The organism is Enterobacter cloacae complex sp. P43RS, from assembly GCF_014930585.1.
GTDB classification, from domain to species: Bacteria; Pseudomonadota; Gammaproteobacteria; order Enterobacterales; family Enterobacteriaceae; genus Enterobacter; species Enterobacter bugandensis.
In genome coordinates, this window is the sequence record NZ_JADBRJ010000002.1 from 475,324 (window position 1) to 489,237 (window position 13,914).

General features: G+C 55.7%; 14 protein-coding genes. 8 read left to right on the forward strand and 6 right to left on the reverse strand.

The genetic code is table 11. The annotated features are described in order from the left end of the window. Window positions 1-147: 147 nt before the first annotated feature. From IM294_RS06075 to IM294_RS06105, 7 genes are read left to right on the forward strand one after another with little or no spacing between them, the layout of a single operon-like run. Window positions 148-855 (forward strand): fimbria/pilus periplasmic chaperone, encoded by a 708-nt coding sequence (locus tag IM294_RS06075; RefSeq protein WP_028014483.1) that lies wholly within the window; start codon window positions 148-150, stop codon window positions 853-855. A 49-nt stretch (window positions 856-904) separates the two neighbouring features. Next, on the forward strand, window positions 905-3,523 hold the full coding sequence (locus IM294_RS06080) for a fimbrial biogenesis usher protein (protein ID WP_126345820.1): 2,619 nt from the start codon (window positions 905-907) through the stop codon (window positions 3,521-3,523). Beyond that, window positions 3,524-4,540 (forward strand): fimbrial protein, encoded by a 1,017-nt coding sequence (locus tag IM294_RS06085; protein ID WP_193360311.1) that lies wholly within the window; start codon window positions 3,524-3,526, stop codon window positions 4,538-4,540. It begins immediately after the preceding gene. A gap of 9 nt (window positions 4,541-4,549) precedes the next feature. After that, window positions 4,550-5,092 carry a fimbrial protein gene (locus IM294_RS06090; protein ID WP_049137051.1) on the forward strand — a complete coding sequence of 181 codons (543 nt, stop codon included), beginning with the start codon at window positions 4,550-4,552 and terminating at the stop codon, window positions 5,090-5,092. 9 nt (window positions 5,093-5,101) lie between these two features. Next, window positions 5,102-5,632, forward strand: coding sequence for a fimbrial protein (locus tag IM294_RS06095; protein ID WP_028014487.1), 531 nt, complete (start codon window positions 5,102-5,104; stop codon window positions 5,630-5,632). Next, entirely contained in the window at window positions 5,598-6,335 is a 738-nt protein-coding gene (locus tag IM294_RS06100) for a molecular chaperone (RefSeq protein WP_074171846.1), read from the forward strand. Before IM294_RS06095 ends, IM294_RS06100 begins: the two co-directional genes overlap by 35 nt. Window positions 6,336-6,366: 31 nt before the next feature. Then, window positions 6,367-6,993: a hypothetical protein gene (locus tag IM294_RS06105; protein WP_126817055.1), complete on the forward strand. Its 627-nt coding sequence runs from the start codon at window positions 6,367-6,369 to the stop codon at window positions 6,991-6,993. A gap of 46 nt (window positions 6,994-7,039) precedes the next feature. Here the strand turns inward: IM294_RS06105 and lsrG are convergent, their stop codons facing one another. Genes lsrG through lsrA form a run of 6 tightly spaced genes read right to left on the reverse strand, consistent with a single transcriptional unit; the run spans window position 7,040 to window position 12,725 of the window. Continuing rightward, window positions 7,040-7,333, reverse strand: coding sequence for a (4S)-4-hydroxy-5-phosphonooxypentane-2,3-dione isomerase (gene lsrG / locus IM294_RS06110; protein ID WP_003862606.1), 294 nt, complete (start codon window positions 7,331-7,333; stop codon window positions 7,040-7,042). Beyond that, a complete protein-coding gene (gene lsrF, locus IM294_RS06115) occupies window positions 7,330-8,217 on the reverse strand; it encodes a 3-hydroxy-5-phosphonooxypentane-2,4-dione thiolase (RefSeq protein ID WP_126817053.1) in 888 nt (295 codons plus the stop codon). Before lsrF ends, lsrG begins: the two co-directional genes overlap by 4 nt. An 11-nt stretch (window positions 8,218-8,228) precedes the next feature. Next, complete coding sequence (gene lsrB, locus IM294_RS06120) at window positions 8,229-9,230, reverse strand: autoinducer 2 ABC transporter substrate-binding protein LsrB (protein ID WP_126817051.1); 1,002 nt, start codon at window positions 9,228-9,230, stop codon at window positions 8,229-8,231. A gap of 1 nt (window position 9,231) precedes the next feature. Further along, window positions 9,232-10,209 carry an autoinducer 2 ABC transporter permease LsrD gene (lsrD, locus tag IM294_RS06125; protein ID WP_126327101.1) on the reverse strand — a complete coding sequence of 326 codons (978 nt, stop codon included), beginning with the start codon at window positions 10,207-10,209 and terminating at the stop codon, window positions 9,232-9,234. Beyond that, a complete protein-coding gene (gene lsrC / locus IM294_RS06130; RefSeq protein ID WP_048958740.1) occupies window positions 10,210-11,241 on the reverse strand; it encodes an autoinducer 2 ABC transporter permease LsrC in 1,032 nt (343 codons plus the stop codon). Next, a complete protein-coding gene (gene lsrA / locus IM294_RS06135) occupies window positions 11,238-12,725 on the reverse strand; it encodes an autoinducer 2 ABC transporter ATP-binding protein LsrA (protein WP_047367086.1) in 1,488 nt (495 codons plus the stop codon). The genes lsrC and lsrA overlap by 4 nt, the downstream gene beginning before the upstream one ends. 215 nt (window positions 12,726-12,940) lie before the next feature. Here lsrA and lsrR point away from each other — a divergent pair, with 215 nt between their 5' ends. Continuing rightward, a complete protein-coding gene (lsrR, locus tag IM294_RS06140) occupies window positions 12,941-13,912 on the forward strand; it encodes a transcriptional regulator LsrR (RefSeq protein ID WP_045260116.1) in 972 nt (323 codons plus the stop codon). The last annotated feature ends 2 nt before the right edge of the window (window positions 13,913-13,914 follow it).

A 13,914-nucleotide genomic window follows, 5' to 3' on the forward strand; every position in this document is an offset into this window, starting at 1 on the left:
TAGGATGCTGTCATCCCTCCTTCGTACGCCTGTACGAAGGAGGGATTTTTAATATAACCGACCGTTTTATATAGATTAAATACATAGGCTTAAACGGCATGTTTTATTCTATGTATTTGATTATGTATTCAATGAAGTGATATATAAATGAAACGAATTAATACTGTATCTTTGATAACGAAGCTGATTACGCATTCTTTTTTATTCGCAGCTACGGTGCTGACTACGGCTCACGCTGGGGGGATAGGCCTGGGCGCAACGCGTATTATTTACCCTCAGGGTGATAAACAGATTTCGTTACCGATTACGAACTCGTCTCAAAGCAATGCTTTTCTGGTGCAATCGTGGGTTGCGAACGCCGATCAATCGAAGTCCACGGACTTTATTGTTACGCCTCCACTTTTTGTTATGCATCCTAAAAAAGAAAACACCATCAGGATTATGTACGCTGGCCCAGATTTGCCGAAAGACAGAGAAAGCGTTTTTTATTTCAACAGCAAAGCTATCCCGGCCGTGGACAAAAGTAAGTTGCAGGGAAATACATTGCAGATTGCGACGCAGAGCGTCATTAAGCTTTTTATTCGCCCAAAAAAATTGCCTACCCCGTCAATTGACGCGCCAAAGGCGCTGCGCTGCACGGTCAGTAACGGCAAGTTGACCATCAAAAACGCGTCGCCTTATTACGTGTCGCTGGTGCAATTCAAAGCGGGAAACGCAAAGTTAACCAATAACATGGTTCCGCCAATGAACAGCCTGGTCGTTGATCTACCTGCCGGTAGCGGGAGCCAGGTGACGTTCCAGACCGTTAACGATTTCGGTGCCACCACCCCTGTTCAGACATGCCCTGGAGCATAATTTTCCCGGAAAAATACCGAACATAGCGCGTTGAAGCAGGCAGAGAAAAATGAAGTTTCGCAAGTATCAGACAAGGATAGTCAATCATCGTTTGGCCCCTCTCACGCTGGCCATGCTCGGCGCATTCGCATCCGTTAATGCGGATGCGGGCTATTATTTCAACCCTGCCTTTCTTTCAAGCGATCCTGCGGCGGTTGCTGATTTATCACGTTTTAGTAATGCTGGTCAGGCGCCAGGGGTCTATCGCGTGGACGTATGGCTGAATGACAATTTTTTAGCCACGCGCGACGTCACGTTTAACGTGCGCAAAAATTCAACACCTACGGATGACGATACGGGGCTGACGCCCTGCCTCTCGCGTAAGTCACTTGATGCGATGGGGGTAAATGTCGATGTCTTACCCGGTCTTAAGGACGAAAAAGCGGGCAACTGTGTCGATTTGCCGGCAGCCATTCCCGCTGCCACCACATTTTTTGATTTTGAACACCAGCGCCTGAATATCAGTATTCCGCAAGCGGCGCTGCGTAATAACGCGCGCGGGTACATTCCCCCTGAGCAATGGGACGAAGGCATTAACGCCCTGATGCTGAATTATGACTTTTCGGGTTCGCATAGTCACAATAGCGGTGATTACGGTTCGACGACAGACAACTATTTTCTGGGACTTAACAGTGGATTAAACCTGGGGCCGTGGCGGCTGCGGGATTTCTCTACATGGAGCTACAACAGCAGCGGCTCAGAGACCTACACCAACTGGGAACACATTAAAACCTATGTTGAACGTGCCGTTATCCCGCTAAAAAGCAAGCTAACAATCGGCGAGAACTATACCACTTCGGATGTCTTCGACAGCCTGCCATTCCGCGGGGTACAGATCAATTCTGATGACAACATGCTGCCTGATAGTATGAAAGGTTTTGCGCCAACCATTCATGGGATCGCTAAATCCAACGCCCAGGTCACCATCAAACAAAACGGTTACACCATTTATCAAAGCTATGTGCCGCCCGGGGCGTTTGCCATTAACGATCTGTACCCCACCTCCTCCAGCGGTGACCTGAATGTAGAGGTCAAAGAATCTGACGGAACGATCAGCAGCTACTCTGTGCCCTATTCCGCGGTTCCGGTTTTGCAGCGTGAAGGCACCGTAAAATATGCCGCCACCGCGGCCCGCTATCGCAGTAACAGCGATCAGCAGGAGGACACAAACTTTGTCCAGGGAACGCTTATCTGGGGGTTACCAAAAGGATTTACCGTCTACGGTGGTACGCAGCTGACGGAAAAATACTCTGCCTTTGCGTTGGGTACCGGGGTGAACCTGGGGAATTTTGGCGCCGTATCGGCCGATCTCACCTCCGCACAAAGCGAACTGAGCGACGGTAGCTCACATAACGGGCAGTCAATACGTTTCTTATATGCAAAATCGTTGAACGGCATGGGCACCAATTTCCAGCTGTTAGGCTATCGCTATTCCACATCCGGTTTTTATACCCTGGATGAAACCACCTATAAGCAAATGAAGGGTTATGTGGGCCAGGACGATCCCAACGACCACACCGACGACAATCAGCCCGTGTGGACCGATTATTACAATCTGTACTACACCAAACGCGGCAAGCTGCAGGCCAATATTTCCCAACAGCTGGGCACTGCCGGGTCGATTTTCCTCAACGGCAGCCAGCAAACGTACTGGCATACCGACGAAAAAAATACGCTTATTCAGCTGGGTTATAGCGGAACGGTTGCGGGCGTAACCTATAACCTGACCTACAACTACAATAAATCCCCTGGCATGAGTGAAAGCGATCGTATTTATTCTTTAACGCTCTCCTTCCCGCTCAATCTGTGGCTTCATCCAGGTGGAGATGTGACCAAACGTTTAAACAGCATTTACGCCACATACGGCATGAGCACCGATAACGACGGCAGGGTCAATAATACTGCCGGCATCAACGGAACGCTGCTTGAAGACAATAACCTCAGCTACAGCGTTCAGCAGGGATACCAGAACCAACATACCGGTGCCAGTGGAAGCATCAGCACGGAATATGATAGCGCCTACGGTAATGCGAGCTTGGGGTACAACTACAGTAACAATGGCGATTATCAACAGATCAACTACGGCCTCAGCGGCGGTATCGTCGCGCATCGCAACGGCATCACCTTAAGCCAGCCGTTGGGGGATACCAATGTCCTGATCGCCGCGCCGGGCGCAAGCAACGTGAAGGTCGAAGACGGCCCAGGGATCCATACCGACTGGCGTGGTTATGCGATTGTGCCGTATGCCAGCGCATACCACCGTAACCGCATGGCGCTGAACACCAACTCGCTCAGCGACGATCTGGACATTGACGAGGCTGTAACCCACGTTGTTCCAACCCAGGGCGCCCTGGTTCGCGCCACCTTTAAGGCGCGCTCCGGAACGCGCGCGATGATTGCACTCATGCATAACGGGCGCCCTGTGCCCTTTGGCGCGGTTGTTACGCGCAGCGATGAAGGTGGGGACACCATCGTAGGCGATAACGGCGAAGCGTATCTGTCTGGGCTGGGCGAGACAGGGAGTCTGACAGCGCAATGGGGCGACACAGATGATAAAAAATGTGTTGCCGTTTACAAGCTAAGTGAAACAAAGCAGTCCCTCGTGCGTTTAAAAGCGGAGTGCCGATAAGTGAAAGTACGCATTATTTTTTTATTACTCAGCCTTACGGCTTCTACGCAAAGTCTGGCAGCGGTCTGCCATAACTTTGATCACAGCATTACGAATGTGAATTACGATCTGACGGCCACGCTGACAAAAGAACAAAACCAGCTGGGGCAGGCAGTTGAACTGGTTAAATCACAGGATGTGGGCGTAAACGCCATATGTGACTATCATCCAGATGGCGATTCTCGTACCTATCGCTCATACAGGAATACCTACCCGGTGATTTTCACGGAAGACCAGTGGCAGTATATGAATCTTGACCCGATCTATATTGCAGGGGCAATGCGGATAACCGATTCCGAAATTGGTGAATATTTTCCGCCTGGAGACTATATCCATATGGGTAAAGATTACAGGGTGGATAAAGAGGATATGAACATACCTTTCCCGGTATATGACTCCAACCTGGTATTCCGGTTAAAAATTATCAAACCTTTTATCGGCACGGTCATTATCCCCAGTAAAGTGATGTTTAATGTTTATATCACCACCGAAAATACCGACCCGTTGAATGATATTGTTTATCAAATAACATACAGCGGCGCGGTCACGGTGCCGCAAAACTGCATCATTAATGCGGGACAAATCATTACGGTTGACCTGGGAAAACTCAACAGTTCTTCATTCACGAAAGCGGGTGAGAAACCTTCTAACGCGCCGGTAAAAACCTTTAATGTTCCCATCGAGTGTAATGCGGACGTGATTTCGCCTGCGCATCTTACGCTTCGACTGGTCGCCAACGCAGACAGCAACGTCGGCCAGGCGATCGCTACGGATAATAAAAATGTCGGCGTGGTGGTAACCAACGAAAATGGCACCGTCATGATACCTAACGACGCCTCCAGCACCGCTGATTTTATTACTGATAGTTCAGGCCATGCTGATGTCACGTTAAAAACCTACCCCATCAGCACGACAGGGAAGGCCCCGGCAGAAGGTCTGTTTACTGCGTTGGCCTGTTTACGTATCGATTTTGCGTAAGGGTGAAAAATGAGAGTCTTGTATTTTGTCGCCCTGGCGACGCTGTTCTCTGGCATAGCAACAACGTACGCTGATGAGGGTTTTACAGTTAACCTCCAGATATACGGCACAATTATCGGCGAATCGTGTGAAGTTGATGTGAACAGTAAAGAACAAACGGTTGATTTAGGCGCATTCGATATATCTGAATTTCCCGCAACCGGAACAACGACGCCGGAAAAAGCGTTCACGATCGATCTTAAAAATTGTTCACGCGCCATTCAGGGTACAAAAATCTGGTTTAGCGGTATGCCGGATACCAATAACTCGGACCTGCTGGCGCTCAGCGACACGGGTAAAGGAACGGCTGGCGAAATGGCGACGGGCATTGGCGTAGAGCTTCTCAATGCCGGAATGAATCCGATTAAAATAAATAATACGGAATCCGAAATTTATCCCTTAAAGCAGGGAGATAATAGCCTGACGTTTAATTTACGGTACAAATCGACCCTACCCGAGGTTACGACAGGGAATGCTACGGCCATCATGTATTTTGATCTGCTCTATCAGTAGGATGCGGAAATGAAAAAGTTTTTCACAATAATATTCACCGCGCTTTTTCTGGTGCCATTTTTTTCAGCGCGTACACTGGCGCACGACGGTACAATTTATATCACTGGCGTGATCCATAAAAAGACGTGCAGTATCGCGCCTGATTCTCAGAACCTGACCGTCACAATGGACAGCGTGCAAAGTAAATATTTCACCCAGTCAGGTATGGGCGCTGATTATCATCCGTTTGCTATTAATGTGGAAAACTGTGCCGGAACAGAAGGCTCAGTCAGTATTACCTTTGACGGCACACCCGATACAGCAAACCCGGATTTACTGACGCTCATCGGCGGTGAAGGCTACGCAACCGGTATCGGCGTAGGAATTTACAACCAGGACAAGTCGCTTATCTCTATGGGAAGTAAAAGCCAGAAGACGATGATTATTCCTAATCAAAGCGACGCGACTCTCCAGTTTTACGCCCGCTATGTTGCCACCGCAAACAAGGTCACCACGGGAACGGCAAATGCGACGACAACCTTTATTCTCAATTATGCGTAAGTGTGTTTATCCGGCGAAGATCCTGCTTCTCTTTTTTCTCTCCACCATCATGCTTCAGGCGCAAGCTGGCGTGGTGATCGGCGGAACGCGGTTTGTCTATCCGGAACGTGAGAAATCGATCAGCTTTTCCGTGCGTAACCCTTCTGACGAATCGTATCTGATCTACACCAAAGTCGAGCCGGGTGGCCTGTGGACTGGGGCGGATGCCCCACACGGGGTTCAATCCGCATTTGTGGCCACGCCGCAGTTGTTCTCATTGCGTCCGCAACGCGAAAACACGATTCGGCTGATATTTACGGGAGGAAAGTTACCCGAGAACCGGGAAACGCTGTTCACGTTAAACGTTGCGGCGATCCCTTCCGCTAATCCGCACACCACGGGTGTGCAAACGGCGGTACGTTCACGCTTTAAACTTTTTTATCGGCCCACCGGGCTCACCGGCAATCCTGATGATGCTTATCAGGCCTTACGCTGGTCACGAAACAAAAATAACGTCGTTGTGAATAATCCGACGCCTTACTACATCACGCTTTATCAGCTCAGCCTCGGCGGTAAGCGCATCGCTGATGGCGGCCTTGTCGCCCCTTTTAGCGAGCGAGCGCTCGAGGGTTGTCCAGACCCAGGGGTATGCCAGGTGCGCTGGCAAGCAATTAATGACTATGGACGCATTATGCCTGTTCGTACACAGGCACTGGCATCCTAGTCCCGTCTCTCTCTTTTACGGAATAACATCAATGGAAGTTTCAACCTCCCTTCGTCACCTTTCGCTTCTGCTGGCCGCGACCCTGACTTTCTCAGCCGCAGCGCAGGCAGAGCAAGCGACGCCACAGCAGATTGAACAAACAGGAAAAGCCGCCGAAGCGTATTTCGCCGCCCATCCTGAAAAAATGGGTGAAATTGTCTCTACCTATCTCGCTGAACATCCTGAATTTTTAGTTGCGGCAGGGGAAAGCCTTCGCCAGCGTCAGGAGATAGCGCAGCAACAGGCCATGGTGCAAAATGTCATCCTCCATCGCGAGCAGCTGCTTGCTGGCGGCGATCCTGTTGTCGGGCCCGCCAACGCAAAAGTCGCCGTGGTGTCTTTTGTGGATGAGCAATGCGTGAACTGCAACGTCACAGAAACGCTTATCCATGCCAACCCGGATATCCGTTTTATCTTTAAAAAATTGCCTTCGGCCGGGTCGGCAAACAAAGTGTTACAGGACAATGTGAAGCTCGTGAAGCAGATCGGTTTTGCCAACGCGCCGGCGTTTGTGGTTTTACCTCAGGAAAAAGATCCGGTCATTCAGCGCATTAGCGTCATGTCAGGAAACGTCTCTTCCGATGCATTAATCATGGCGATCCAGAAAGCCAAAGGATAAGCCAGGATGCCCGATGACGCGCATGAGTGCGTCATCGGGCATCGAATTACTCCGGCAACAGCCCCACAAAACTGCGTTTCTTACGCGGCTCCGACATCAACTCCTCAAGCTTATCCACGCACGCCAGATAGTGCGGGGTTTGCTTATGCGCCAGCACCGCCTCTTCGTCTTTGTAGGCCTCGTAGATAAAGAACCGGGTTTTCACCCTCGGGTCCTGCAACACGTCAAAGCGCAGGTTTCCCGGCTCCTTGATTGCTCCCTCGTGGTTGGCGCGAAACACCTCCAGGAACTCGTCCACCCGCTCGGGCTTGATGTTAATCTCAACCAGAGTCACGTTCATTTTGCTTCTCCCTGTTTCTCGTCCTGCCAGAACTGGAACGCATCACGGGCTTTCCAGTTCTCGTGTACCACTTTCTTCACCGCCTTCAGCATGGCGAGCGGCGCGCTGGACTGGAAGATGTTGCGCCCCATGTCCACACCGGACGCCCCCTGATCAATCGCCCGCCAGCACATCTCCAGCGCCTCGAGCTCCGGCAGCTTTTTGCCACCGGCGATAACGATCGGCACCGGGCAGCTGGCGGTCACTTTTTCAAAGCCCTCGTCCACGTAGTAGGTTTTGACGAACTGCGCCCCCATCTCGGCGGCGATGCGGCTGGCGAGCGAGAAGTAGCGCGCGTCGCGGGCCATCTCCTTGCCGACGCCCGTTACCGCCAGCGTTGGCATGCCGTAGCGTGCGCCCGCGTCCACCAGCTTAATGATGTTGTTAATCGACTGATGCTCAAACTCGCTTCCGATGTACACCTGCGCCGCCACCGCGCAGACGTTCAGGCGCAGGGCATCCTCCATCGCCACCGCCACGCACTCGTTCGAGAGTTCCCCCAGAATCGAGTTACCGCCGGAGGCGCGCAGCACCACCGATTTGTTTGTCGCGGCGGGCACCTGGCTTCGCAGAATGCCACGGGTACACATCAGCACGTCGGTTTCGCCAAACAGCGGGGCGATGGAGAGATCAATACGCTCAAGGCCGGTGGTCGGCCCCTGAAAGTAGCCGTGGTCAAAGGCCAGCATTACCGTGCGGTTGCTCTGCGGGTTAAAGATGCGCGCCAGGCGGGACTGCATGCCCCAGTCCAGCGAGCCGCAGCCCTTCAGCGTGAACGGCACATTCTGCTGCGGCGTGCCGATGCCAAAATCCTTGCCGTCTTTGATGTCGTCTAAATCAGCCATTTGCTCCCCCGTCAGAAATCGTATTTGCTGATGTTCTCTTTGGTGAACACCACCCGCTCCGGCAGCAGCACGATGCCGTTGCCCTTCGCCTCATACTGATAGCCCTGCACGCTGTTCGGCTCCACCTTCAGCGCGCCGATACCTTTTACGTCCACGCTGTCGCCAGGGTTAAGATCGCCTTTTTTCAGCAGACGATCGGCGACATTGACCGCAATTTTGCCCTGTTGTACGACATCCCACAGGCCGAAGGCTTTCACCGTCCCGCGCTCAACGTATGGACGCATGACGTTCGGCGTGCTGAAGCCGACAATCGCCACCCCTTCCCGCTTCAGGTTTTCCGCCGCCTGCGCCGCCGCCGGCAGGGCGTTGGCGTCCGGCGCGATGATCGCGTCCAGATCCGGATACGCTTTTAAGATCCCCTCGGCGGTTTGCAGAGATTTGGTGGCGTCGTTATAGCCAAACTGGGTGGTCACGACCTGCCACTGGGGGTAATCTTTCTCGATTTTGGCCTTCGCCTCTTTCACCCACTGGTTCTGGTCGGTGACGGTTGGGCTGGAGTAGAAGAACGCCACTTTGGCATTCGGCTTGGTGACCTGTTTGCCCGCCATCTCCACCAGCAGGCCGCCGAGCTGTTCCGGCGTCCCCTGGTTGATATAAATGCTGCGGCACTCCGGTTTGGTGTCGGAATCCCAGGTCAGGACCTTCACGCCGCGCTGCATCGCGCGCTTCAGCGCCGGGCAGAGACCGTCCGGCGACACGGCGGAGACGATAATGGCGTTATAGCCCTGGTTGACGAAGTTGTTGATGAGCTGCACCTGGCCGGAAACGCTCGGCTCTGTCGGGCCGTCGTAGGTCACGTCCACGCCAAGATCTTTCCCCGCCTCTTTCGCGCCGTTGCCGCCGCTGGTGAAGAAGCCGACGCCCACCAGCTTGGGGATAAAGGCAATGCGGTCCGCCGCTTGCGCCGAAGCGAAGCTGAGGGCCATTGCCAGGACGAGCAGTTTTGTTTTCATCTTACGCTCCGGATAGTTTTCTGAAGAGAGATCGCACCCATTCGCGGTGCAGACTTAGCGAACGTCCCATCACCACCACAACCAGCAGCGCCCCCGACAGCGCGCTCGACACCTGGTTGGGGATGCCGACCATCTGTAATCCCTGCTGGAGATAACCCACCAGCAGCGCCGCCAGCGCCGTACCCAGCACCGACCCTGAACCGCCGTAAATATTTGCCCCGCCGAGTACGGCGGCGGTGAGTGCGGGCATCAGCAAATCGCGCCCCAGATCCGAACGCGCAGAGCCGAAATAGGAGACCATCACCAGCGCGGCCACCGCCGACGCCACGCCGACCAGACCGTACAGCGCGTAGGGCATGCCGTTCACCGACAGCGCCGCATAGCGCGCCGCGCGCGGATTCTGGCCGATTAAAAACAGATGGCGGCCAAAGCGCCCGCGATGGGTAATCAGCCAGAAGAAGGCGGTAATCACCGCGAACAGCACCAGCGGGATCGGCAGCCCCAGCACCGTGAGGTTAGCGAACGCGGTAAAGCTGTCCGGGAAGCCGCCGATGCCCTCGTAGCCCGTCGCCCCCGCCATGCCGGAGAGCAGCAGCGCGCCGCCGCCGTAGAGGTAGAGCGTGCCGAGGGTAATGACTAAAGGGCTAATGCCGGTGTAGTGGATCAGCGCCGCATTCACCAGCCCACACAGCAGGCCAAGCAGCAGCGTCAGCGGAACGGCGATCGTCATGGGCCACCCCGCCTGCATCATCACCCCCAGCGCGATGGCGCACAGGCCGATGGTGGAGCCCAGCGAAATGTCGATCCCGCCGCTGATAATCACCAGCGTCAGCGGCAGCGCCACGATGCCGATGCAGATGAAATCGCTGGTGCTGAACAGCAGCATGTTAACGTCGAGCATGCGCGGGTTAATGGCGCCGAAGAGCAGGATCTCCAGCACCAGCAATATCAGCAGCGCGCTTTCCCAGTTGAGCCTCATTTACGCCACCTCTTTGTTGCGTTTGGGAAACGGGGTGACGTGCTTTCCCCCTCTGTTTCCAGGCTGGAACCGGCCGTACTTCAGCGCCCGCTGATGGCGTGACAGCGCCTGGCGCAGCCGCCCGTCGAGCACCAGCACGCCCAGCAGCACCAGCCCGGCGATGAAGTCGTTCCACCACGCCGGTAGCCTGAACAGCACCAGCACGGTGTCGATTTGGGTCAGGAAGAACGCGCCGAGGAACGCACCGACCAGCGTGCCGGTGCCGCCCAGCAGCGAAATGCCGCCGAGCACGCAGGCGGCAATGGCTTTCATTTCCAGCCCGCTGCCGGTCTGGTTGGGCACAAAGCCGATCTGCGCGGCAAAAACAATCCCGGCGCAGGCCGCCAGCATGCCGTTGAGGGTGAAGGCGATCATGCGCGTGCGGTTCACCGCCACGCCCAGCTGGCGCGCGGCGGCGAGGTTATCCCCCACCGCGTAAAAATCACGCCCGAACGCGGTGCGCGATAGCCCCCACGCGCCAACGACAACGAGAATCAACACTCCCACGCCGAGCGGTGAAATGCCGATGGCGGCAGGCTCGGAGAGAGATTTCAGCCCCGGCGGCAGCCCCTCAATCCACTTTCCGCCCGTCCAGAGCAGCATCGCTCCGCGGTACAGCCCCAGCGTACCGAGGGTGGCGACAATCGCCGGAATGCGCAGCCCCACCACCAGAAAACCGTTGAACGCCCCCGCCAGCGCGCCAATCGACAGCGCAAAAAGTATCGATACCGGCAGGCTGTAGCCACCGTTGAGCGCCACGCCGACGGCAATCGCGGACAGCCCGACGGTCGAGCCCACGGAGACGTCGATATTGCGGGTCAGCATCACCAGCGCCGCACCGATGGCCAGCAGGATCAGGATCTGCGCGCTGGCGAAGATCATCCCCAGCGTTTGCAGGCTGAAGTAGGACGGATTCAGCGCCACCAGCACGGCGAACAGCGCCAGAATGGCAAGAAACGCGCTCAGCTCGCGGTTTTTGAGTAAGATCTTCATGATTGTCCTCCAAACGCCAGCGCCATCATCCGATCGAGACTGACGGCGTGGCGCGGCAGCTCGCCGCTGAGTACGCCCTGATGCATCACCAGCACACGGTCCGCAAGGCCGGGAAATTCATCGAGATCGCTTGAGATCATCAGCACCGCAACATTCTGCGCCGCCACGCTTTTAATGAGCTGGTAGATATCGGCACGCGCCGACACGTCCACGCCGCGCGTCGGCTCATCGACGATCAGCAATAAAGGATTGGCCTCCAGACAGCGCGCCAGCAGCACCTTCTGCTGGTTGCCGCCGGAGAGCGTGCGCACGGTTTGATCCGCATGATTGAGCTTGATCCCCAGCGCCCGGTGATAGCGCTCCACCACCGCAGACTCCCGCTTTCGCTGCTGCCAGAGCGACGGCTCGTTCAGCGCCACCGTGTTCCAGCGGACAGGCGCGTCGAGAAACAGGCCGGACACCTGCCTGTCTTCCGGCAGATAAACCAGCCCTTTTTCCAGACGTAAACCCACCGGATCGGAGGTGATCTCCCGGCTCTCCAGCCACACCCGCCCGCCGCGTACGGGACGCAGGCCGTAGAGCGTTTCGGCAAACTCGGTGCGCCCGGATCCGACCAGTCCGGCAAGGCCAACGATCTCCCCGGCGTAAATTTCCAGGCTGAGATCGATAAAGCCCTCTCCGGTGAGATCTTCCACGCGCAGCACCGGAAAATCCTGCGGCTGGGTGCGGCGATTGCCCGGCAGCGCCAGCCACAGCTTTTGCGCATCGCTTAAGCCTTTCTCGCGGCTGACCGGCGTCATAGCGGCGATCAGGGCGCTGTCGTCAAACTGGGCGGTTTCGCCGCTGAGCACCACCGCGCCGTCGCGCATCACCGAAACGTGGCTCGACAGCGTGCGGATTTCCGGCAGCTTATGCGAGATAAAGACGATCCCGACGCCGAACGCCTGTAAGGCGCGGATCTGGCGAAACAGCCGTTCGGTTTCACCGGGCGTCAGCGAGGCCGTGGGCTCGTCCAGGATCAAAATTCTGGCGTTGCGCATCAGCCCGCGCAGGATCTCCACCATCTGCTGGTCCGCCACTTCCAGGGTGCTGGCCGTTGCATCAAGGTTAAGCTGACATTGCAGCTGCTGGAGTTTCTCCGCCAGCCGCTTTTCCCGATCGCGCTCGCGCGGCAGGCGGAACAGGATGTTTTCCCTCACGGTCAGGTTGGGGAAAAGCAGAGGCTCCTGCGGCACCAGATAAATGCCTAACCGATGCGCCTGCGCCGGGGTAAGCCGTGCAAAAGACTCGCCCGCAACCGAAAGTTCACCGCTATCCGGCGTTTCCACCCCAGCGATGATCTTCATCAGCGTCGATTTTCCCGCGCCGTTACCGCCCATCAGCGCATGCACCTGCCCCGCAAGCAGCGTGAAATCAATGCCTTTTAAGACCGGCACGCCTGAGAACTGCTTGCTGATATTTCGCGCGTTGAGAAGTGGTGTCATCATCGCTCCGCTATTGAACAAATGATTTTTAGATTTAATAATGTTCAAAAGCGTAGACGGTGAACTATATTTACAACCGTGCAGGGATCACAGTTTTATCGATTGAGATTCAGATTAACCAGAAACGATCTAAAAGATCCGTTTTGCCGCGTGGCTCACATTTTCACGCCGCGCCATTACGAACATATGATCTAAATTTTTATAAGAGTTCAATTATGAGCGATAAACGCACTGCGGAAGAAGGACGGTTTGCCGGTCTGGCGCTGGCGGAAGAAGAGCTGGTGGCGCGCGTGGCCTGGTGCTACTACCACGACGGGCTGACCCAGAACGATATCGGCGAACGCCTCGGGCTGCCGCGCCTGAAAATCTCCCGCCTGCTGGAGAAAGGCCGCCAGTCGGGGGTGATCCGCGTGCAGATCAACTCCCGCTACGAGGGCTGCCTGTCGCTGGAAACCGAGCTACAGCAGCGCTTTGGCCTGAAGCTGGTGCGCGTGATGCCTGCCCTAAATACCCCGCCGATGAACGTGCGGCTGGGCATTGGCGCGGCGCAGTCGCTGATGGGCGTGCTGGAGCCCGGCCAGCTGCTGGCGGTGGGGTTCGGTGAAACCACCATGAGCAGCCTGCAACACTTAAGCGGCTTTATCAGCTCGCAGCAGATCCGCCTCGTGACGCTTTCCGGCGGCGTGGGGCCGTATATGACCGGTATCGGCCAGCTGGACGCTGCCTGCAGCGTCAGCATGATCCCCGCCCCGCTTCGCGTTTCATCTGCGGAAGTCGCCGGGATCTTAAAGCGCGAAACCAGCGTTCGGGACGTGATCCTCGCCGCGACCGCCGCTGACGTGGCGGTGGTCGGCATTGGTTCCGTGAACCAGCGCCGTGACGCGACGATACTGCGCTCCGGCTATATCAGCGAAGGTGAACAGCTGATGTACGCCCGTAAAGGGGCGGTAGGCGATATCCTCGGCTATTTCCTTAACGCCGAAGGGGAATGCGTCGAGGAGCTGGAGATCCATAAAGAATTACTCGGCGTCACGCTCGATGAACTGGCGCAGCTGCCCACCATCGTCGGCGTGGCCGGAGGGGAAGAGAAAGCCGATGCGATTTATGCCGCACTGAAAGGTCGCCGTATTAATGGCCTGGTGACGGAAGAGACGACAGCCCGCGCGGTGCTGGCTCTGGCCGAATAAGA

Excerpts from the sequence above, each read along its gene's own strand:
- IM294_RS06075 (WP_028014483.1), top strand. The coding sequence starts at position 148 with ATGAAACGAATTAATACTGTATCTTTGATAACGAAGCTGATTACGCAT.
- IM294_RS06080 (WP_126345820.1), top strand. The coding sequence starts at position 905 with ATGAAGTTTCGCAAGTATCAGACAAGGATAGTCAATCATCGTTTGGCC.
- IM294_RS06090 (WP_049137051.1), top strand. The coding sequence starts at position 4,550 with ATGAGAGTCTTGTATTTTGTCGCCCTGGCGACGCTGTTCTCTGGCATA.
- IM294_RS06095 (WP_028014487.1), top strand. The coding sequence starts at position 5,102 with ATGAAAAAGTTTTTCACAATAATATTCACCGCGCTTTTTCTGGTGCCA.
- IM294_RS06100 (WP_074171846.1), top strand. The coding sequence starts at position 5,598 with ATGCGACGACAACCTTTATTCTCAATTATGCGTAAGTGTGTTTATCCG.
- IM294_RS06105 (WP_126817055.1), top strand. The coding sequence starts at position 6,367 with ATGGAAGTTTCAACCTCCCTTCGTCACCTTTCGCTTCTGCTGGCCGCG.
- lsrG (WP_003862606.1), bottom strand. The coding sequence starts at position 7,333 with ATGAACGTGACTCTGGTTGAGATTAACATCAAGCCCGAGCGGGTGGAC.
- lsrF (WP_126817053.1), bottom strand. The coding sequence starts at position 8,217 with ATGGCTGATTTAGACGACATCAAAGACGGCAAGGATTTTGGCATCGGC.
- lsrB (WP_126817051.1), bottom strand. The coding sequence starts at position 9,230 with ATGAAAACAAAACTGCTCGTCCTGGCAATGGCCCTCAGCTTCGCTTCG.
- lsrD (WP_126327101.1), bottom strand. The coding sequence starts at position 10,209 with ATGAGGCTCAACTGGGAAAGCGCGCTGCTGATATTGCTGGTGCTGGAG.
- lsrC (WP_048958740.1), bottom strand. The coding sequence starts at position 11,241 with ATGAAGATCTTACTCAAAAACCGCGAGCTGAGCGCGTTTCTTGCCATT.
- lsrA (WP_047367086.1), bottom strand. The coding sequence starts at position 12,725 with ATGACACCACTTCTCAACGCGCGAAATATCAGCAAGCAGTTCTCAGGC.
- lsrR (WP_045260116.1), top strand. The coding sequence starts at position 12,941 with ATGAGCGATAAACGCACTGCGGAAGAAGGACGGTTTGCCGGTCTGGCG.